The organism is Polyangium jinanense, from assembly GCF_028435265.1.
In the GTDB taxonomy this organism is placed as follows: domain Bacteria; phylum Myxococcota_A; class Polyangia; order Polyangiales; family Polyangiaceae; genus Polyangium; species Polyangium jinanense.
In genome coordinates, this window is sequence record NZ_JAGTJK010000015.1 from 1 (window position 1) to 19,743 (window position 19,743).

The 19,743-nt window shown below is 68.9% G+C and carries 14 protein-coding genes and 1 pseudogene; 7 read left to right on the top strand and 8 right to left on the bottom strand.

The genetic code is table 11. The annotated features are described in order from the left end of the window. Positions 1 to 418 precede the first annotated feature (418 nt). Entirely contained in the window at positions 419 to 1,516 is a 1,098-nt protein-coding gene (locus tag KEG38_RS25360; protein ID WP_272422474.1) for a DUF2786 domain-containing protein, read from the bottom strand. 209 nt (positions 1,517 to 1,725) lie between these two features. Here KEG38_RS25360 and KEG38_RS25365 point away from each other — a divergent pair, with 209 nt between their 5' ends. The 4 genes and pseudogenes from KEG38_RS25365 to KEG38_RS25380 all read left to right on the top strand — a co-directional run bounded on the left by KEG38_RS25365 (position 1,726) and on the right by KEG38_RS25380 (position 8,160). Then, positions 1,726 to 3,687, top strand: a complete 1,962-nt coding sequence (locus tag KEG38_RS25365; RefSeq protein ID WP_272422475.1) for a sulfatase-like hydrolase/transferase — start codon at positions 1,726 to 1,728, stop codon at positions 3,685 to 3,687. Between the two features lie 13 nt (positions 3,688 to 3,700). Beyond that, the gene (locus KEG38_RS25370; RefSeq protein WP_272422476.1) at positions 3,701 to 5,701 is read left to right on the top strand and encodes a sulfatase-like hydrolase/transferase; all 2,001 of its coding nucleotides are present in this window, start codon (positions 3,701 to 3,703) and stop codon (positions 5,699 to 5,701) included. Positions 5,702 to 5,720: 19 nt separating this feature from the next. Then, a pseudogene (locus KEG38_RS25375) lies at positions 5,721 to 6,869 on the top strand (formimidoylglutamate deiminase); the annotation flags it as partial. Positions 6,870 to 7,242: 373 nt separating this feature from the next. Beyond that, entirely contained in the window at positions 7,243 to 8,160 is a 918-nt protein-coding gene (locus tag KEG38_RS25380) for a zinc metalloprotease (RefSeq protein WP_272422477.1), read from the top strand. A gap of 81 nt (positions 8,161 to 8,241) precedes the next feature. Here KEG38_RS25380 and KEG38_RS25385 read toward each other — a convergent pair whose 3' ends face one another. Together KEG38_RS25385 and KEG38_RS25390 are read right to left on the bottom strand one after the other, a co-directional pair. Then, a complete protein-coding gene (locus tag KEG38_RS25385) occupies positions 8,242 to 10,440 on the bottom strand; it encodes a tetratricopeptide repeat protein (protein WP_272422478.1) in 2,199 nt (732 codons plus the stop codon). 40 nt (positions 10,441 to 10,480) lie between these two features. Further along, positions 10,481 to 11,299, bottom strand: a complete 819-nt coding sequence (locus KEG38_RS25390) for an SDR family oxidoreductase (protein ID WP_272422479.1) — start codon at positions 11,297 to 11,299, stop codon at positions 10,481 to 10,483. A 114-nt stretch (positions 11,300 to 11,413) separates the two neighbouring features. Between KEG38_RS25390 and KEG38_RS25395 the strand changes: the two genes are divergently transcribed. The 3 genes from KEG38_RS25395 to KEG38_RS25405 all read left to right on the top strand — a co-directional run bounded on the left by KEG38_RS25395 (position 11,414) and on the right by KEG38_RS25405 (position 15,148). Further along, the gene (locus KEG38_RS25395; protein WP_272422480.1) at positions 11,414 to 12,175 is read left to right on the top strand and encodes a ribonuclease HI; all 762 of its coding nucleotides are present in this window, start codon (positions 11,414 to 11,416) and stop codon (positions 12,173 to 12,175) included. Between the two features lie 9 nt (positions 12,176 to 12,184). Beyond that, the gene (locus KEG38_RS25400; protein WP_272422481.1) at positions 12,185 to 13,744 is read left to right on the top strand and encodes an alkaline phosphatase family protein; all 1,560 of its coding nucleotides are present in this window, start codon (positions 12,185 to 12,187) and stop codon (positions 13,742 to 13,744) included. Between the two features lie 63 nt (positions 13,745 to 13,807). Beyond that, entirely contained in the window at positions 13,808 to 15,148 is a 1,341-nt protein-coding gene (locus KEG38_RS25405; protein ID WP_272422482.1) for a serine/threonine-protein kinase, read from the top strand. Here KEG38_RS25405 and KEG38_RS25410 read toward each other — a convergent pair. The 5 genes from KEG38_RS25410 to KEG38_RS25430 form a co-directional block, all read right to left on the bottom strand. Beyond that, entirely contained in the window at positions 15,140 to 15,505 is a 366-nt protein-coding gene (locus KEG38_RS25410) for a YkgJ family cysteine cluster protein (protein ID WP_272422483.1), read from the bottom strand. The two genes, KEG38_RS25405 and KEG38_RS25410, sit on opposite strands and share 9 nt — an antisense overlap. Before the next feature lie 11 nt (positions 15,506 to 15,516). Then, positions 15,517 to 16,380 (bottom strand): hypothetical protein, encoded by an 864-nt coding sequence (locus KEG38_RS25415; RefSeq protein WP_272422484.1) that lies wholly within the window; start codon positions 16,378 to 16,380, stop codon positions 15,517 to 15,519. A gap of 100 nt (positions 16,381 to 16,480) precedes the next feature. Next, positions 16,481 to 17,446: a hypothetical protein gene (locus KEG38_RS25420; RefSeq protein ID WP_272422485.1), complete on the bottom strand. Its 966-nt coding sequence runs from the start codon at positions 17,444 to 17,446 to the stop codon at positions 16,481 to 16,483. 215 nt (positions 17,447 to 17,661) lie between these two features. Then, positions 17,662 to 18,699 carry a hypothetical protein gene (locus KEG38_RS25425; RefSeq protein WP_272422486.1) on the bottom strand — a complete coding sequence of 346 codons (1,038 nt, stop codon included), beginning with the start codon at positions 18,697 to 18,699 and terminating at the stop codon, positions 17,662 to 17,664. Positions 18,700 to 18,807: 108 nt separating this feature from the next. Continuing rightward, positions 18,808 to 19,716, bottom strand: a complete 909-nt coding sequence (locus KEG38_RS25430; protein ID WP_272422487.1) for a hypothetical protein — start codon at positions 19,714 to 19,716, stop codon at positions 18,808 to 18,810. Positions 19,717 to 19,743: the final 27 nt, after the last annotated feature.

Consider the following 19,743-nt stretch of genomic DNA (forward strand, 5'->3'; position numbering starts at 1 on the left):
GTTCGTCGAGCGGCGCGACTTCTTCTGCTGCTCCTGACGTCTCCCCGCTCCCGCGAGGGCTGAGCATAGTCTCATCGCAAACCGCCGCGCTGGGGCGCTGCCCCGGGCCCCGCGGGGGCTGTTCGCCCCTCGACCCGAACCAGGGCAAGCCCTGGACTCGGGGTGGAAGAACTGCGCGATGCGCAGTTCTTCCAACGGGCCCGTTGGACCGCGTCGCCAGTCGAAAGGGCAGCGCCGCTGTCTTGATTGGCAGGGTCGCTCCCGCTCTTGCCTCGGCCTGTTCGATGAACTGCGCATCGCGCAGTTCATCGACCCCGGGTCCAGCGCTTGCGCTGGTCCAGGTCCAGGGGCGGATAGCCCCGGTGGGGTCTGGGGCAAAGCCCCAGCGCAGCGCCTCCCGGATGAGACCCAGGGAGTCTTACGACTTCCCCGGCAAAAGCCGGATCCCTCCGCTCGACCCCTGCCCCACCGGCTTGTGCAGCACGATGCGCCGACCTGCCGCGCGTCCCTCGGCGTGCGCCTCGCTGCGCGGCCCGCCCGCGTACTTCACGTGCTGGATGCGCGGATGCCGCTGCCGGTAGTACCGCCCGAGATCCGCGTCCTTCACCCACACGAGCCCCTCGCTCGTGTTGACCTCGCGTTGCGCTCCGAGCTTCTCGTCGAAGCCCGCCATCACGCCCGCCACGAACGTGCGCCGATCGCGGTTCCCGCCGAGCCCCTTCGTCTTCTTGTGCGCTGTCCAGAGCTGCTCGGCCGTGCGCGTCAGGAACGCGTACACGTAGCTCGCCATCTCCAGGTTCGCGTGCGAGCCGCAGATCTCCAGCACGCTCCCGCGCTTGCCTTCGAGCGGCCGGTACACCGGCACCCAGATGACCTCCACGAAGAAGTGCTTGCCGAGGATCGACGCGAGCCGCCGCTCGGCCTCGGTCACGCGGCCCGTGGGCTTGCCGAGGTGGCGGAAGCCGTAGCCCTGCGCCGACCGCTCCGCGACGCTGTCGATGTTGTACTTCAGCATCAAGCGCTGGGCGGCGTTCATCGCGGCTTGCGCCTCGTTCACGTTCGCGCTCTCCGCGAGCGCGAGCAGCTTCGCGATCCGCTCGAGCACGCGCGCTTCGCCCGGCTCCGCGTCTTGCGCCTCCGGCAGCCCCGAGGCGTGCGCGTCGATCCCGAGCCGCTGGCAGACCCCGCGAAAGGCCGGGCCATGCGCGTGCTCGCTCGTCTGACCGAGCACCTCGTGCACGTACTGATGCGCCATCTCGTGCTTCAGCACCTCGACCACGATCCCCCAGGGCCGCTCGATCACGAGGCGCCGGCCGATCTCGATGCAACGAGTCTCCCGGTGCCAGCGGCCGAGGTAACGCTCCGCGTCGCCGAGCTCGATCGTCGGGATCTTCAGCGCGCGCCGGAAATACGTGGCGTTCAGGTCCTGGTAGGTCGAGCGCAGCTCACGCAGGAGCGCGGTCTCGAGCTCCAGCGTGAGGCGCGCGTGTTCCGTCGGCTCGGTGTTCGTCGACATGGGCTGACTCCGGACGGCCTTTTGGTCGGGGCGGAGCATAAATCGAACCGTCCGGAGGAGCATGCTCCCCACGTCTCAACGGTCCCCCGCGGTCGCCTGGTTCAGGTGACTCGGGCAACGCCGGACCCCGGTCCTCCAGCGCCGTCGTTACAAACACGTCACCCATTCGTTGCCGGGACGTGAATTGGGCTAGGATGAGGCGCGAGAGCGTGTCCGCGACGAACTATCCCCTCGATCCCAGCGCGGAAGGCGCCCGGACGAGCGAGCCCGCGTCCCTCGGGCCGAAGAGCCAGAAGCTTCGGCGCCTGGCCCGCGCACGGCGCCGCATCGCCTGGCTCGTGCTCCTCGCCCCGGTCGTGCTCGTGCTCGCCGTCGACATCTGGATCCGCGGCGGAAGGCTCCTCGATCTGCGCGGCAAGCACGTGGCGAGTTACGCGGGCGCGATCGTCGAGAGCGCGGTGCTCTGGGGCCTCTTGCTCTACTCCGCGTCGTCGCGTCGCGGCGCCGTTCGCTGGATCTCGGCCTCGCTCTTCGTGCTGCTCGCGACGGTCACGCTCGGCATCCAGATCTACTTTCAGCGCTGCTACTCGACGTACGTGAACCTCGACGCGTTGCTCTTCGCGACGTCGTTCTCGGAGAGCGTCGTCGGGCACCTGCGCGCCGACGGCGGCAACCTCGTGTCCGCGATCGCGCCGCCGCTCGTCTGCGCCGCCGCGCTGGTCGTCGCTGCGCGCAGGTTCGTGCGTCCGCGCCAGACCCGGAGCAGCCGCGTCGCGCGGATCCTCGCGCCGCTCGCGATCGTGTTCGGCTTCCTGATCCCCTGCTCGTACCGCACCGTGCAGGCCTCGACGCCGGACGTGATCTATCTCCACGCGATGGGCGGCGTGATCAAGCAGATCACCGGCCTCCGGCCGCCCGAGCACGTCCGCCCTGGACTGCGCACGCCGCCCCAACTCCCCGGCGCCACCGCGATCCCGAGCGGCGCGCGTGTCACACGGCCGAATGTGCTCTTCGTCATCACCGAGAGCGTGCGCGCCGACGCACACTGCACGGCGCCCACGGACGATTGCCCCTTCTCGCCGGCGACGAACGCCGCGGCGCGCAAGCGCTTCCCGCTGCTCCAGATGCGCTCGAACGCCTCGACCACCGCGATCTCGCTCGCGGTTCTCTGGTCGGGCCTGCCGCCGACGGCCTCGCGCGAGGACCTGCACGGCTATCCGCTGCTCTTCGATTACGCGAACGCAGCCGGGTACGACACGGCGTACTGGACCAGCCACCACATGATGTTCGCGAACTCGCGCCTCTACGTGCAGGACCTGCCGACCTCGCACCAGACCGGCGCGACCGATCTCGATCCACTCGCCGACATGGATCTCGGCGCGCGTGACGAGCTGCTCACCGAGCGCATCCGCAAAGACATCCGCGAGATGCGCGAACCGTTTTTCGCCGTCGCCCACTACGGCAACACGCACATCCCCTACCGCATCGATCCCGAGCACGCCCCGTTCCAGCCCGCGCAGGACAGCAAGGCGCCCGAGGACAACGAGGCCTACCGCAACTACTACCTCGACGCGGTGCACCTGCAGGATCGGACGATCGGCGAGATGCTGCGGTTCGTCCGGGAACAGCCGTTCGGCGAACGCACGATCGTGGTGTTCACCTCGGATCACGGCGAGTCGTTCCGCGAGCACGGGCAGCTCGGGCACACGGGCGCGGTGCTCGACGAGGAGATCCACGTGCCGGCCTGGATCGACGCGCCCGAGGGCACGCTCACCGAGGCCGAGGTGGCCGCGCTCGCGTCGCACCGCGAATCGATCCTGTTCCACACGGACCTCGCGCCGACGATCCTCGACATGCTCGGCCTCGAGCGCGAGGCGGGCTTCTCGCGCTGGTATGGCGCGATGATCGGCAAGAGCCTGCTCGGGCCGATCGAGCGGACGGAGCCGGTGCCGCTCACGAACTGCTCGGGCGTGTGGGGCTGCGCGTTCCGCAACTGGGGCATGATGCGAGGGAATTTGAAGCTCGAAGCGCGCGAGTGGGACACGGCGTGGCATTGCTACGACGTGCTCGCCGATCCGAAGGAGCTTCGTGATCTCGGCGCGGCGGCGTGCGGAGACATGGCCGCGCGCGCGGAGGCCCTGCACGGAGGGCTGCCGGGCCTCGTGAAGTGAACGAATCAAAGACGTGAGTGAAGTGAGCGAAGGAAGCCCTGGGCCCGCCGCGACCGCGGCGACGACGAACCCCGGCAAGCGCAAGACGAAACGAGTGCTCGGGCCTGCGGGGCAGCGGCGCAAGCGGCTCCGCCGGCGGCGCAGGTGGATCGGGTTTCTGGCGCTCGTCACGCCGATGCTCTGGGTGCTCGTCACGGATCTCTTGCGCCGGCACGATCACCTCCTGCGGCTCGATCGATGGCATAGGCTCGGCTACCTCGCGGGGCTCTGCGAGAGTTTTGTGTTCTGGGGCGTCCTGCTCTACGTGGCCGCGCGCTCGCGCGGGATCTTCCGCGGCGCCGTGGGCGGGCTCTTCGTCCTGCTCTTCTCGGTCGCGCTCGGCGTCGAGGGCGCCTTCCACAGGCAGTGGAACACGTATCTCACGCTCGACGGCCAGATCCATTCGAAGTCCGTCGCGGACTCGCTCTACGGCTACCTCCCGCTCACGCGCCCCACCCTGCTCTTCGAGGTCGTGCTCGCGATCGCGGCCTCGATCGGAATGCTCGTCTTCGCGCGCAGGTTCGTACGACCTCGTAGGATCCCGCGCCTCGTCGCGCCGCTCCTCGTCCCGGCCGTGCTCGTCCTCGCGGTGAAGACGCCCGTCAGCTACCGGGTCGTCATGTCGTCGCCGCCGGATCTCCTCTACTTCCACGGCGTCACCGCGGTGGTGAAGGAGAACCTCGACATCACGAACGACTCGCCCGATCTGCGCGTCGAGCGCAGGCGCCCCGAGCCCGTGCCCAAGCTCTCCTCACGCCCGAAGCGGCCGCGCAACGTGCTGCTCGTGCTCCAGGAGAGCCAGCGCGCCGACGTGACGTGCGTCGCCTACGACCCCGCGAGCGATTGCGCCACGCCCTTCTCGAACGAGGCCATGCCGAACCGCATGCCCCTCTACGAGATGCACGCGCACGACTCGACCACGGCGATCTCCATCTCGAACATCTGGTCCGGCGTGCGCCCGACCGAGCCACGCGCCGTCTTGCATTCGGTGCCGCTGCTCTGGGAGTACGCGGCCGCGGCGGGCTGGGACACCGCGTACTGGACGAGCCAGAACCTCATCTTCGGCAACGCGCGGCTCTACGTGCAGGATATCCCCGCGAGCCACTTCGCCGTCGCGACGCACCTCGACACGATGGCCGACCTCGACGCGGGCGCGTATGACTCGCTGCTTACCGAGCGCGTGATCCAGGAGTTCGGCGAGCTCGAAGAGCCCTTCTTCGCCGTCGTGCACTACTCGAACGTGCACTACCCCTACGTCTACGACGAGAAACACGCGCCGTTCCAGCCGGCGGCCTTCAAGAACGCGCCCGAGCTCAACGACCAGTTCCTGAACTACTACAAGAACGTCGTGTACCTGTCGGACAAGGCCGTGGGCAAGCTGCTCCGGCACGTGCGCGAGAGCGACAAGGGCGCTCGCACGGTCGTCGTGTACACCTCGGATCACGGCGAGTCGTTCCGCGAGCACTGGCAAATGGGGCACACGAGCTCGCTCTATGAGGAGGAGATCCGCGTGCCGACGTGGATCGACGCGCCCGAGGGCACGCTCGCGCCGGAAGAAGAGGCGAGCATCCGCGCCGCCGAGCACGCGTACGTCTATCACCTCGATCTCGCACCCACGTTCCTCGATCTCCTCGGCGTGTGGGACGATCCTGCGCTCGTGCCCTTCCGGCGCCGCATGATCGGCCACCCGCTCACGCGGCCCGAGCGCACGATCGAGCCCGTGCCGCTCACGAATTGCACGGGCGTGTGGGAGTGCGCGTTCCGCAACTGGGGCGCGATGCAGGGGCCGCTCAAGGTGCAGGCGCGCGAGTGGGACGGCGAGTACCACTGCTTCGATCTGCGCACCGATCCCGACGAAGAGAAAAACCTCGGCGAGGCCGCGTGTGGATCGCTGCCGCTCTTCGCCCGCGCGCTCTACCATGTGATGCCGAACGTCACCCCGCCGGGGCGCCCCAAGGTCAACTGGGGCAAGTGAACCGGCCGCGCGTGACGATCACGACGAGGCGCTCATGAACGAGAGGTTTTTCCTGCCCGCCCTTGCGACCGCGCATTCCCACGCCTTTCAGCGCGCGATGCGGGGCGACGCGCAGCGGCCCGGTCCTACGGGCACGGACGATTTCTGGTCCTGGCGGACCTCGATGTACGCACTCGCGGACACGCTCACGCCGGAGAGCATCCACGCGATCGCGCGCGTCGCGTACCGCGAGCTCTACCGCGCCGGCGTGCGCACCGTGGGCGAGTTCCACTACGTGCATCACCAGCCGGACGGCACGCCGTACGAGGACCGCACGGTCCTCGCCGATCAGGTGATCCGCGCGGCGAAGGCCGAGGGGCTCCGCATTGCGCTCCTCCGCGTGATCTACACGCGCGCGGGCGCGGGCCGGCCGCCCGAGGGCGCGCAACGTAGGTTTTCCGATGCGGATCTCGATCGCTCGCTCGCCGACGTCGAGACGCTCGCCGCGCGATGGGCGCAGGACCCGGATGTGCGGATCGGCGTCGCGCCGCACAGTGTGCGCGCGGTCCCGCCCGATTGGCTCGGCCCGATCGCGGCGTTCGCCGAGGCGCGCGGCATGATGCTGCATGCGCACGTGGCCGAGCAGCCTGCGGAGATCGCGGCGTGCCTCGCGGAGACGGGGAAACGGCCCGTGGAGCTCCTCGCCGAGCGTTCCGTGCTCTCGCCGCGCTTCGTGGCGGTGCACGCGACGCACCTTTTGCCGCACGAGGCGCGGCTCCTCGGCGAGGCGGGCGCGTTCGTTTGTTTGTGCCCGACGACGGAGCGGGATCTCGGCGACGGGCTGCCGGACGTCACGGCGCTCGTGGGCGCGGGCGCCCTGCTTTGCACGGGGATCGACAGTCACGTCATGACGGCGCCGCTCGAGGATCTGCGCTGTGTCGATCTCGGCGAGCGGCTCCGCACGGGGAAACGCATCACGCTGCGCGTCAAGGAGGGGGACCGGCGCACGCCGGCGGAGGAGCTTTGGCGAATCGGCTCCGAGCTCGGGGCGCGGGCGTGTGGCTTCTCGGATGTGGGGGGCGAGATCGAGGTCGACCTCGAGGCCCCGGAGCTCTTGCTCGTGCGTCGGGAACATCGGCTCGACGCGGTCGTATACAGCGCCAACGCTGGAATATTCCGCCAGCATTGATTGCATGCCGTGGTCATAGGAATGACCACAGGCGGATGACGATCGCGTCGCCGACGCGCAATCCATCGCAATTTGATTGCATTTGCATCGCCGAGCCTGTGGCTTGTACCACGACGGCGGTGTGACGATTGTCAAAACGGGACCAAATTGTCCGCTGCTTCGGATATTTACACGTCCCGCCCCAGGCGGACGTGTGCTCCACCGCGCGAACGCGCCGCTTCATATTCATGCAACTTGATTGCTATTGATATCGGTCGGGTCATTACGCGTCCCGACGCGGAGACGATTTCGAATCGATTTCACTTGAATAAAACGGTGCGCGCCCTGTACATTGCGTCGGTCCTTTTTTTTCCGACAACCAAAGGAGAGCCGCATGCGCAAGCTTCACAACACGGTCGTTCTCGGGGGTATCTTCTCCGCCTTCGCGCTGCTCGGCGCGGGCTGCAGCGCCGATTCGACCGAGATCGGCGACGTCGGCGGCGACGTCGGTGGCGAGACGGAAGCCGCTGGCGTGCCCGTCGTGCGCACCTGCGGCACGAAGGAGCTGACGATGGAGGAGGCGGCCAAGCTCGAGGCCGAGTTCGAGCAGCTCGCCCCCTGGAAGGATAACCTCAACGTCAGCGTCGGCGCGGTCATCCCCGTCTACTGGCACGTCATCAACAAGGGCACGGGCATCGCGAACGGCGACATCCCGCAGACGCAGATCGACGACCAGATCAAGGTCCTCAATGACGCGTACGCAGCCTGGGGCGTGACGTTCAACCTCGTCAGCGTCGACCGCACGACGAACAGCACGTGGTACACGGCGGGCCCGGGCACGACGGCGGAGAAGAACATGAAGACGGCCCTCCGCCAGGGCTCGGCCGACGACCTCAACGTCTACAGCTCGAACCCAGGCGGCGGCCTGCTCGGCTGGGCGACGTTCCCCTCGAGCTACACCTCGAACCCGAAGGATGACGGCGTCGTCCTGCTCTTCTCGTCGGTCCCCGGCGGCAGCGCGGCGCCGTACAACCTCGGCGACACGGGCACGCACGAGGTCGGCCACTGGATGGGCCTCTATCACACGTTCCAGGGCGGCTGCCAGAAGACGAACGATTACGTCTCCGACACGCCGGCCGAGAAGTCGGCGGCCTACGGCTGCCCGACGGGCCGCGACACCTGCTCCACGGCGGGCGTCGACCCGATCAAGAACTTCATGGACTACACCGACGACGCCTGCATGGACCACTTCACCGAGGGTCAGAGCGCGCGCATGCAGTCGATGTGGAACACGTACCGCAAGGGCAAGTGATCTCGGCCTGAACACCGGGTGAACGAAAAACCCCGCCTCGGCAAACCGAGGCGGGGTTTCTCGTTTCGAAGGTCCCGCAGGTTATTCCGCGTTTTCCTTCGGACCTTCATTGTAAGAGCGCGGGCGGTGCTTCGGATCGACGCCGCCGTGCTTCTCGCCGTTGTCGAGCGTATCGATCGCGAGGTACGCGAGCCACGTCCCGGGGTGCTCCTCCGCGAGCGTGCGCAACGCGTCCTCGTGCTCCTTCAGCTTCTTCTCGTCGTACAGGCACTGGAGCCCGAGCGCGAGAAGCCCGATCTCGTTCGGGCCCCGGCCGAAGCCGATCTCGTAATGGGGCCACGCCTCGTCCGGGCGGTGCATGCGGCAAAGCGTGTCGCCGGTGTAGACGTGCGCCATGGCCCATTCCGGCGCGAGCTCGAGGGCCTTCCGGCTCTCCGCGAGGCGCGTCTCCATGTCCCCACGCGCCCCCTTCATCACCGAGAAATTGAGGTGCGCCTTCGCCGACATCGGCACCGCATCCTTCGTCGCCTCCCAGAACGTGAGGTCGGAGCGGTAATCCATCGCGTGCGCATAGGCCTTGACGCACTGGAACAGGAAGAAGGCGAGGAAGACGGCGGGGACCACGAAACGGAAGCGCGGGCGCTTCGAAAGGCGCTCGTGCGCGGCCGCGAACGCGACGGCGAGAAGGAGCGAGGTGCCGATGACCGGGAAATACCAGAATCGCTCGGCCCGCACGGTCGGCAGGACAACCGGGATGTTCGAGTGCGGGAAATAACTCACGACGAGCCAAACCAGGCCCACCGCCACGAGCGCGAGCCCCGCGCGCCCGAGCGGACGTGGTGCCTCGGGCGCGTCGGGCGGGACCACGCCGCGTGTGCAATCGGCAAAGAGGCCGAGCGAGATCGCGAAGACGGGCACGGCGAGGATGGCCCAGGAAAACCCACGCAAGGTGAGCGAAATCCCGCGCGGACGAAGGACAAAGACCTCGACGGCGACGAGCGCGGGCGCGAGCGCGAAGAGGAAGGCCGCGAGGATCGCAAGCCGAGGGCGACCGGGCGCGGGTTTTCCAGCGAGCCCGAGACGAACGATTTCCTTGCGCGCCGCGCGTTCCCGGACGACGCCGACGATCCACATCCCAATGCCCGCGAGGGGCGGGCCGATCAGGGCCACCGCGCCGAGCACGCTCTCGGCAAAGACGAGACGATCCGGCGCGGGCTCCTGCGGGAACGAATAATCGCCGCTCAGGGTGCGCGGAAAAACGACCTGCACGAGGCCACGCCAGTAGACGCGGAGCGCGCCGGCGATGCGATGCGGGAAATCGACCTCGGCGAGGGGATTGTTCAGCGGATCCTTGGGGAGCGGCGCCTGGTGGAACCAGAGGAGGAAGGAGCGCGCGGCTCGCGAAAGGGCCGAGGCGCCTTCGGGCAAGGGTTCGAGGAGCTCGGCCGGCGTCGGCGAGGGGAACCAGCGTTTGCGCAGCTCGACGTACAGGACGAACGCGAAGACGGAGGCGACGAGCGCGGCGAGGGTACGCAGGATACGCGCGGGGCGCTCGGGATGCAGGTGCGGCGAGAAGACGAGCGCGGCGAACGGGACGAGCGGGACGCAGACGACGGCGCTCTCCTTGCTGAAGAGGCCGAACACGAGCGCGACAAAGACGCCCGCGGGCATGAGCCAGCCCGGTAGCGCGAGCGCGAGCACGGCGAGCAGGGCGCCCATGCCGCCGAAGACGTCGGCGATGCCGACGATGCCGCTCACGGCCTCGGTGAGAATGGCGGCGGAGACGAAGATCGCGCCGGCGAGATACGCCGTGCCCCGTCTGCGCGTGATCCGGAAGGTCACGAGCGAGAGGAGCGCGCCATTCACGGCGTGGAAGAGGACGTTGTAAAAATGGTGGAAGAAGGGCTGCTTGGAGATGGCCCAGAGCGCGCGCCAGAGGAAATTGGGGACGGGGCGGTAGGAGCCCACGCTGCGATCGGGCGGCAGGCCCCAGAAATCGCGGAAGATGGCGTCGATGTAGCGCAGGCCCCCGGTCGCATTGACGTACGGGTTCGCGAGGAGCGCTTCCTGCTCGTCGAAGATGTAGTTCGTCGTGGGTGCCCGGGTATAGAGCACCATGCAGAGCAGGATGAACGGCGCGAGGACCCAGAAAAACCCGGGATCGTACCCCAGGACGTATTCGCGGCACCAGGCGTAGGCGGCGCGGAATGCGTTTGTCCGGGGCGCCGGGGCGGGCGCGGGGGCGGGCGCGGGCGCCGAGGCAGGCGCCTGCGCGGACACGTCTCCTTCCGGAGTGGTATGCGGATCGCCGGCGCTCACGCTACGGATCGGAGATCTGCCAGATGTCGCCCCAGAGCGAGGCGCCCCCGTCGATCGGGATCACCGCGCCCGTGATGAAATCGTTGCGCTCGCTCGCGAGGAACACGACCACACGCGCGACCTCGTCCACGCCGCCGAGGCGCTTGAGCGGCGTCGCCTTGCGCGCGAACTCGAGCATCCCGTCGCCATATTGCGCCGTGCCGCTCGAACGAATCGTGCCCGGCGCGACCGCATTGACCCGGATTCCATGCGTCGCCCACTCGACCGCGAGCGTGCGCGTGAGGTTCTCGACGCCCGCGCGCGCCGCGCCCGTGTGCGCCATGCCCGGGAAGCCGCGGACGACCATCGCCGTGACGTTGACGATGCGGCCGCGCTTCTGCGGGATCATGGCCACGTTCGCGACCTCGCGGGTCATGTTGAACGTGCCGTTCAGGTTGTTGCGGACGACGGCCTCGAAGCCCCGCGGCGAGATCTGCTCGGCCGGGCTCGGGAACTGGCCGCCCGCGTTGTTGACGAGGATGTCGACGCGGCCGAAGCGATCCATCGCGGCGCGGACGAACGCCTCGATCTGCGCGGGCTCGCGGATGTCGCAAGGCACGCCGAGGACGCGGCTCTCGGCGAGGCCGGCCTCGCGCAAGGTGCCGATCGCGGCTTCGATTTTCTCGGGCTTGCGCCCGCAGATGGCGATGCTGGCGCCGAGCCGGCCGAGCTCCCGCGCCACGGAGAGCCCGATGCCACTGCCGCCGCCGGTGACGATGGCCACCTGTCCCTCGAAGAGGCCAGGCGCAAAGAAGGGTCGCGCGTCTTCGTTCTCGTTCACGAAGGGGGCGTGTACAACGGGCAGGGCCGGCTGTCACGGGGGCGACGCTGTCACGGTCACGGAACACATGACGATTGCTTTCGCCGGGGCGGGGGTCTGTGCCAAGGTGCGCGCGTGCCGTGGGTACGAGCGCTCCTGCGTGGGCAAAAGGTGTACGCAAAGGCCGACGAGGCGGGCCGCCTGGTCTCGGACGGTGGTCGTGTGGAAGTTCGGTACAAGCCGAACGATGGGCGGAAGTACGGAGCGCGCGAGGACAACCTGAAGGTGGTCCCCGGCGAGCTCTTGCCGGATGACGCGTGTGGCCCGGCCGAGGCCGTCGAGAAGAAAAAAGACGGCGAGGCCCAGGTCGCGACGAAGTCCGCAGGGACGAGCCGCGCCAAGGCGACGACGTCCGAGGAGCGCAAGGCCGCCGCGAAGGCCGCGCATGACGCGGCGCCGCCGCTCGCAGAGGGGCAGCTGGTCGCGTACGCGGACGGCGCTTGCACGGGGAATCCGGGGCCGGCGGGGCTCGGGGTCGTGGTCGTCGACGGGGATCGGCGGATCGAGATCAGCGAGTACCTCGGGAACGGCACGAACAACATCGCGGAGCTGACGGCGATCCTGCGGGCCGTGGGGGCCGTCGAGGACACAGGCAAGCCGCTGCTCGTCCGCACGGACAGCCAGTACGCGATCGGCGTGCTGCAGAAGGGCTGGAAGGCGAAGGCCAACACGGACCTCGTCGCCGAGGTGAAGGATGTGCTGAAGCGCAACAAAACGCGGCTCGAGTACGTCCCCGGACATTCGGGTGTGGCGCTGAACGAACGTGCGGATGAGCTGGCCCGGGAAGCCGTGCGATCACGGCGCTCGAGCCGGCGAGCCATCACGAAGAGCGAGTAGAGTACACGCATGGTGGTGGAGCCGAGGCAGAAGCCCGTGGTGTTGTGCTTGCTCGACGGGCTCGGGGAGCGCGACGCGCGCGAAGGAAACGCGGTCCGGCTGGCGAAGGCCGAGGCGCTCGGGCGGCTCGCGGAGCAGTTCGGAAAGACGCGCCTTCTGGCGAGCGGCGAGGCCGTGGGGCTCGGCGCGGGCAAGGTCGGCTCGGGCGCGCTCGGCTACGAGGCGATCGGGACGGGCCGAACGCCGCGGCCCCACCGCGCGCGGATCGATGAAGCGATCGCCGCGAAGAAGCTCTGGCAGAACAAGGTCATCGAGCGGACGATGTGGATCGCGAACGATCGGAACTGCCGGCTGCATCTGTTCGCGCCGATCTCCGCGGACGGCGCGCACGGGACGCTCGATCACCTGCGCACGATGGTGCGCGTGTGCGAGGCGCACGACGTGAAGGTCGTGGTGCACGCGTTCCTGGAGGAGAAGGCGGCGGCGCCGCGGAGCGCGTGGAAGCTGCTCGAGCCGCTCGCCTTCGAGCTCGAGGACAAGGGCGTGATCGGGACCATCTCGGGGCAGTCGTACGCGATGGATCGGAGCGGGCGCTGGGACCGCGTGCAGAAGGCGTACGCGGCGATCGTGCGCGGCGAGGCGAAGACGAAGGACACGCCGTACGAGGCGCTGCAAGCGGCGTATCAGGCGAAGCTCACGGACGGGAACGTCGAGCCCACGCGGATCGGCGAGTACGAGGGGATGGTCGGGTCGTTCATGGCCGACTTCGCCTCGGGGCAGAGCGCGGGTTGGTCGTGGTTCGGCGAGGAAGCCGGGCTCTTCCTGACGCACCGCGCGGACCGCGTGGAAGAGCTCGCGGCGATGATGGTTCGTCGTGGCGTGCCGCGCGAGATCGAGGAGGAGTACCTGACCGATCGCAAGAAGCCCGTGTACGCGTTCGACGAGTTCGGGTTGCTCTCGCTCGTAGGGCTCGATCCGGCGTGCGAGGTGCTCGCCGCGTTCCCGGACGAACCCCCGGAGGGCACGCTCGGCGACGCGATCGTGGCGGCGGGTTTGACGCAGCTCCGGATCGCGGAGCCGGACCGCGCGAGGCACGTGGCGCACGTGTTCGACGGCGGGCGCCGGACACGCAAGGACGGCGAGGAGATCCGCGTGGTCGAGCAAGCGGAGATCGCGGAGACGGCGGCGCGCGCGATCCGTGAAGGGAGCCACGACGTGGTGATCGTGAGCCTCGCGGCGGCGGATCACGCGGCGCACCGCGGTGACCTCGCGGCGGCGATCGAGGCGGTGGACGCGGTGGACGCGGCCGTCGCGCAGATCGCGGCGGCGACGGAAGCGAAGGGCGGCGCGCTGTTCGTCGTGGGGACCCACGGCGGCTGCGAGGAGATGCTCGACGCGGAGGGCAAGCCGCGCGGCGGTCACACGACGAACCCGGTGCCGTTCGTCTCGACGCACCCGCGCGGAAAACTCGCGGACGATCGAAGCCTCGCGGACGTGGCGAAGGTGGTGCTCGATGTGCTGGGGATCGAGGCGCCGAGCGGGATGACGGGTGGCCGCTCTCCGAGGTAGGGGGTTTGGGGGCGCAGCTCGCCTTGTCCGAGCGGAGCCCCCAAGCGCTGAATGGGACTCGATTTGCAAACGCAGATAGGACCGTACCGGGTCCGGGAGAAGCTGTCCGAAGGGGCGATCGCCACGCTCTACCGCGCCGAGCACGAGCGGCTCGGGCGCGTGGCGATCGTCAAGGCGCTGAAGGGGACGCTCGCGGAAGGGTCGCCGCTCGGGTCGGCGCTCGAGCGCGAGGCGCGCATCCTGGCGAAGATGGGGCACGCGTCGGTGGTGCGTTGCCTCGACATGTCGCCGGGAAAAGGCGCGACGTGGGTGGCGCTCGAAGATGTGCCGGGGCCGCGGCTCTCGGCGGTGCTCGCGCGGACGAAGAAGCTGCCGCACGAGGTGGCGACGGCGATCGCGCTCGGGGTCGCGTCGGGGCTCGGGCACGCGCACGCGCGCGGGGTCGTGCACCGGGACGTGCGGCCGGAGGGGATCGTGCTCGCGCCCGATGGGCGGAGCGTGCTCGTGGATTTCGGGGCAGCGATGGATCTGTCGGCGCCCGCCGTGCCGTCGCCGTTCGACGGGAGCGAACGTTTGTCCGGGCCGGAGTACGCCGCGCCGGAGCAGATCGTGGGGGAGCCGGCGGGCCCGCGATCGGACGTGTTTTCGCTCGGGGTCGTGCTCTACGAGATGCTCACCGGGGCGCGGCCGTGGGACGAGGGCGCGGAGGGACGGGAGGAGCTCGCGCGGCGGGTACGAAGCCAGGAGCCTTCGCCGCTCGAGCGGCACGGGGTGGTGCTGCCGCGGGGGCTCTCGCGCATCGTGATGCGGTGCCTCGCGAAGCGGTCGGAGGATCGGTACGAGGACGGCGACGTGCTCGCGGAGGCGCTGGCCGAGGCGCTCGACGAGGCGACGCGGGAGCCGTCGCGGAAGCTCGTGACGCGGGCGCTCGCGCTTTCGTTTTTGGGTGAGGAGATCGGCGAGGAGAAGGGGCGGAGGCAGCCGAAGAAGGGGCCGCCGCCCTTGCCGCTCGGGCCACTCGTGCAGAAGCTCGCCGTGCTGTTCGGGCTCGTGGTTTTGGGCGCGGTGGTCGTGGAGGGGTTCGTCCGCGAGGAGGACGTGACGGCCGAGCCGGCGAGCGAGGCGGACGCGTCGGAACGGGGTTACGTGAAGGTCCTGGCGCGGCCGTGGGCCGAGGTGCTCGTCGACGGGAAATACGTGGACGTGACGCCGATCGGGCGTCCGATCCCGGTCGTGGCAGGCCGGCATTACGTGACGTTCAAGCACCCGAACGCGCCGGACGAGAAGCGGGAGATCCGGGTCAATGCGGGACAAACCGTCCTGCTGGACGTGACGATGCGGATCGAGCGGCGCGCCGCGCCCGCGGCGGCGGACGCGGGGACGGACGCGGCGGATTCACCCTGAGCGGTTTTTCCGGACGATCGCTTCGAGCGCGAGCGGGGGGCGGTCCTGCTTCAAGGTGAGCTCGCCGAGGCACGCGGAGGTGCCGCGATCGAGGGAGCGGCAGGCGTCCGGGCGCATCGGATAGATGGAGCAGACGAAGCGGCGCGTCTCCGGGTCGGGGACGAGCGCGGCGCAATGGCCGTCCTCGATGCGCATGTAGCAACGATTGCCGATGAACTCCGTGAGCGCGCGGGCGTCGTCATCCATGCGGTCGTGATCGACGCCGAAGACGCGGATGTACTCGGGAAGGTCGGAGAAACAGCAGGTGCCGCAGAGCAGGCAATCGGAGGGGACGACGGGGAGGGGGGCGGATGGCATGGGGAAATGCGTCAGAGCTGGCAGGTGCCGGAGATGCAGGAGAGGCCGGCTTGGCAGTCGTTGGCGACGAGGCAGCCCTGGCCCTGGGGGCACTTCTTCGGGCTTGCCATGTCCTGCGCGCAAGCGCCACCGCAATCGGTGCTGGTCTCGTCACCGTTGTGGAAACCGTCGTTGCAGGCAGGAGCCTGGCAGGTCTTCGGCGAGCCGACGCACGCCCCCCTGCCTTCACAATCGGACTGCGAATTGCATTTCAGGCCGACGGCGCAGGGCGCGCAGGAGCCGCCGCAGTCGATGTCGGTCTCGCCGTTGCCCGCTTCGTAGCTCCCGTTCCCGCAAAGAAAAGGGACGCACATCCCGATCGACGGATCGCACAGCAAACCGGCGCAGTCCTCATTCTTTGTGCACTCGATGCAGTTGAAGGAGTCGTCGCAGATGCCTGGCCTGTCCCACTTCGTCATGCACGCGCCCGAGGCGGGCTGCGGGTTCAGCCACGCTTCGCAGTCGTCCTTGCGGCAGGAATCCGCTGCCCACTTGTACACGTCGGCAGGGGTGTCGACCTGCGTGACGGCGCCCGACGCGTCGCACTCCCGCTGCTTGCAATCGCCATACACCTGCGCGCCGACGGGCGTGCCAGGCATGATCGCGGTCGTATAATCGCACGTCCCGGCGTTGCACGAGCCGCCGATCCGGCATTCCGTGTCTGGGCAGTCGGCCTGGGTCGAACACTCTGGCATCCCGCCCGTGCCTCCCGGCCCACTTATGCCCCCCGCGCCGCCGGCCCCGCCGTTGCCGCCCGGCGCCACCAGCTTTGGCGCGCACGCCGCCGCGAGGATCGAAATCGAAAGCCCAAAAAGAACAAAGACATGCCGATGCATCGCCGCCTCCGGGCGGGAATCCTAGGCGATGTCTTTCGAGGTCGGAAGGAAAACGCCGGCGCGTGAGGAAAAATCACGCGCCGACGCGCGGAGAGACCGCTCAGGGGCAGGGGTTCGGGCAGGAGCCGCCGCAATCGGTGCCAGCCTCGTCACCATTTTGCAGCGCGTCCGTGCAGCTCGGCTCGGCGCAGAAGACGTCGACGCAGACGCCGCTCTGGCAGTCCGTCGGGAGCTGGCAGCCCTCGTCCTTGCCGCAGAGCGGGCATTCACCGCCGCCGCAATCGAAGCCGGTCTCCTTGCCGTTCTTCACGCCGTCCATGCAGCTCGGCGCCGCGCACGTGCCGGCCGTGCAGACGCCGCTCTTGCATTGCGAGCCGTTCGTGCAGGTCTTGCCGTCGTCGCAGGGCAGACAGTTGCCGCCGCAATCGATGTCGCCCTCGCCCGGGTTCTTGATCCCGTTCGCGCAGTTGATGCCGACGCAAACGCCCTGCATGCACATCTGGTTGCCGCTGAAGCAGCCCTGCACGCCCTCGATGCATTGCACGCACTGGCCCATGTCGTTGCAGATGCCCGCCGCGGAGCAGAGGAAGCCCTGCGCCTGGACGTTGTGCATCGCGACGCCGTCCATGCAGACGTCGTCGGTGCACTCGTTGCCGTCGTTGTAGACGTCGTCGTCCTTGTTGACGGGCGCGGGCTGGGCATTCGCGTCGCATTGCATCTCGAGGCAATCGCCGTAGACCTGCGAGGGCAGCGGCGTGCCCGCCGGCCGCAAGGCCTTGCGCACGCATTTGCCCGACTCGCACGCAGGCTCGCCGCAGAAGTTCGCGGCGCCCTGGTTCGTGCAGTCCGCCGGCGTCGTGCACTCGGGGGACACGCCGCCGCCGCTGCCGCCCGGGCCGCCGCCCGCGCCGCCGTCGCCGCCCGTACCGCCGCTGCCGCCCGTGCCGCCGCTCGACGAGCTCGACGTCGGGTTGTTGGAACTGGAGCCATCCCCACAGCCGACCGCGGACGCCGCAATCGTCGCGCCGAGGATACAAGCGATCATCCAAGCTCGTTCGATTCTCATGGCAAAGCTCTCCTCCCGGGCCGCATCGCCCGCGGCTCTCTCGACGCCGAGGCCCGAGCCCCCGCGCGCGCGCCTTCCGGAAAAGAACGCGCGCCCTCGCTGGCGGGGGGCCGCCTGCGAGGGCGTGAGGACTCGGGCCTTTTACGTCCGTGACAGGTGAACAGCTACACGATAGCGCAAGAGGCCGGCGCGCGGGGTGGAGATTCGCGCGCGGCTCAGGGCTCGATGCATTTCGCCGCGCAGCTTCCGCCGCAGTCGACGCCGCCCTCGCCGCCGTTCTGGGTGGCGTCGGTGCAGGAGGGCGCCGCGCACTTCGCGCCCTGGCATACGCCCGACGAGCAGTCCTCGGGGACGTGGCACGCGGACCCGACGACGAAGCTCGGCGGGCACTCCGGGCCGCCGTAGTCGGGGTAGGTCTCGCCGCCGTTCAAGGAGCCGTCGGTGCACGCGGGCGGGGCGCACATCTTCGTGGCGGCATCGCAGGCGGCCTCGATGCAGTCGAGCGGCCCGTTGCAGGCCTTGCCGACGTCACAGGGAGCGCAGGTGCCGCCCCCGCAGTCGACGTCGGTCTCGCTACCGTTCTTCGACCCGTCCTTGCACGACGTCGGCACGCACTTGTTGAGGGTGCCGTCGAGCGTCTCGACGTCCTTGTAGTTCTTCGACGCGACGCAGACGTTGCCGTTCTGGCATTCGTTGGCGGGGCCGCCGACGTTGCAGCGCACGCACTGGCCGGCGTCGTTGCACTTGACGTTCATGCCGCAGGAGAAGCCGGCCTCCTGGTTGATGTGCAGCGTGTCCCCGTTCATGCACGTGTCGAGCGTGCAGGGGTTGCCGTCATCGAACCGGTCGTTCGTGTCCTCGACCTGCATGATGCCGCCGTTCGCGTCACACACGGCGCGCTTGCAGTCGCCGTAGGTCTGGCTCTCGAGGACCGTACCCTCCTGCAGAAGGACGATCATTCCGCAGGCGCCCCCATCGCAGGTGCGGACGCCACACGGGGAGTCGACGCCGGGACACTCGCTGCGCTTGCAGGTGTCCGTGCTGCTGCCGCCCGAGCCTCCCCCGACGCCGCCCATGCCGCCCGTGCCGCCGCCCGTGCCGCCCTCGCCGCCGCCGCCCGTGCCACCCGCGCCGCCCGTGCCCGTGCCCGTGCCCGTCGGGTCCGCGGGGTTCGCGCCGGTCCCGCAAGCCACCGCGAAAGAAGAGAGCCCCGCGATCACGAGGGGCCAAATCCAAGCTCGTCCGATTCGCATTCTCGAAGCTCCTCCACGCCTACGCGGCGTCTTCAATCATTTCCTCGGTCGCGAGAGGCCCCGCCCCCATCCTCGCAGACGCCGGGGCCTTCCCGCGAGACGATGTCATCATGGCTCACATGTGCCGGAGTTGCACGACAAACCCGCTACGCAATCGTCTGGAAAGAGGCACCCCTGACCCTGGCCGCATTTCTTCGGATTCGCCATGTCCTGCGCGCAGGACCCGCCGCAATCCGACCCGGTCTCGTCGCCGTTCTTGAAGCCATCACTGCACGTGGGCACCTGGCAGGTCTTCGGATTCCCGAGGCACGGCCCCTCGCCCATACAATCGGGACGCACGCTGCATTTCATGCCGATCTCGCAAGGCACGCAGGGGCCGCCGCAATCGACGTCCGTCTCGCTCTTGGCGGGATCGGGATCGGCATCCAGCACATCATTCAGGCAATGCGCGGGAACGCACTTCCCGATCGACGTATCGCACTGCAAACCACTGCAATCCTCGTTTTTCGCACATTGGATGCAGTTGAAGCTGTCGTCGCAGATGCCGAACGCGCCCCACGTCGTCGTGCACTGACCCGAGGCGGGCTGCGGGCTCTTCCACGCTTCGCAGCCGTTCGTGCGGCAGGAATCAGCTGCCCACACGTACACGTCGGCAGAGCTGTCGACCTGCGTGATGGCGCCCGACGCGTCGCACTCCCGCTGCTTGCAATCGCCATACACCTGCGCGCCAACGGGCATGCCGGGCATGATCTCGGTCATGTAATCGCACGTCCCGGCGTTGCACGATCCGGTGATCCGGCATTCCGTGGTCGGGCAGTCGGCCTGCGTCGTGCACGCCTGCGTCCCGCCCGTGCCCCCCCCGCCCGTGCCGCCGCCCGTGCCGCCGTTGCCCCCGGCGCCGCCAACGTAGGACGATTCGTCGAAGAAATAAGTGTCGAACTCGACGCACCCCGCAGGTACGGAGAGAGCGGATGCGAGAGCGAGCGGAACGACCAAGAGCCAAGACATTCGGTTCATCGATGGCTTCTCCCTGCCCCGCCCGGC

What these genes read in the sequence shown, in the direction of transcription:
- KEG38_RS25360 (WP_272422474.1), bottom strand. Translation starts at nt 1,516, where the DNA reads ATGTCGACGAACACCGAGCCGACGGAACACGCGCGCCTCACGCTGGAG.
- KEG38_RS25380 (WP_272422477.1), top strand. Translation starts at nt 7,243, where the DNA reads ATGCGCAAGCTTCACAACACGGTCGTTCTCGGGGGTATCTTCTCCGCC.
- KEG38_RS25400 (WP_272422481.1), top strand. Translation starts at nt 12,185, where the DNA reads ATGGTGGTGGAGCCGAGGCAGAAGCCCGTGGTGTTGTGCTTGCTCGAC.
- KEG38_RS25410 (WP_272422483.1), bottom strand. Translation starts at nt 15,505, where the DNA reads ATGCCATCCGCCCCCCTCCCCGTCGTCCCCTCCGATTGCCTGCTCTGC.
- KEG38_RS25415 (WP_272422484.1), bottom strand. Translation starts at nt 16,380, where the DNA reads ATGCATCGGCATGTCTTTGTTCTTTTTGGGCTTTCGATTTCGATCCTC.
- KEG38_RS25420 (WP_272422485.1), bottom strand. Translation starts at nt 17,446, where the DNA reads ATGAGAATCGAACGAGCTTGGATGATCGCTTGTATCCTCGGCGCGACG.
- KEG38_RS25425 (WP_272422486.1), bottom strand. Translation starts at nt 18,699, where the DNA reads ATGCGAATCGGACGAGCTTGGATTTGGCCCCTCGTGATCGCGGGGCTC.
- KEG38_RS25430 (WP_272422487.1), bottom strand. Translation starts at nt 19,716, where the DNA reads ATGAACCGAATGTCTTGGCTCTTGGTCGTTCCGCTCGCTCTCGCATCC.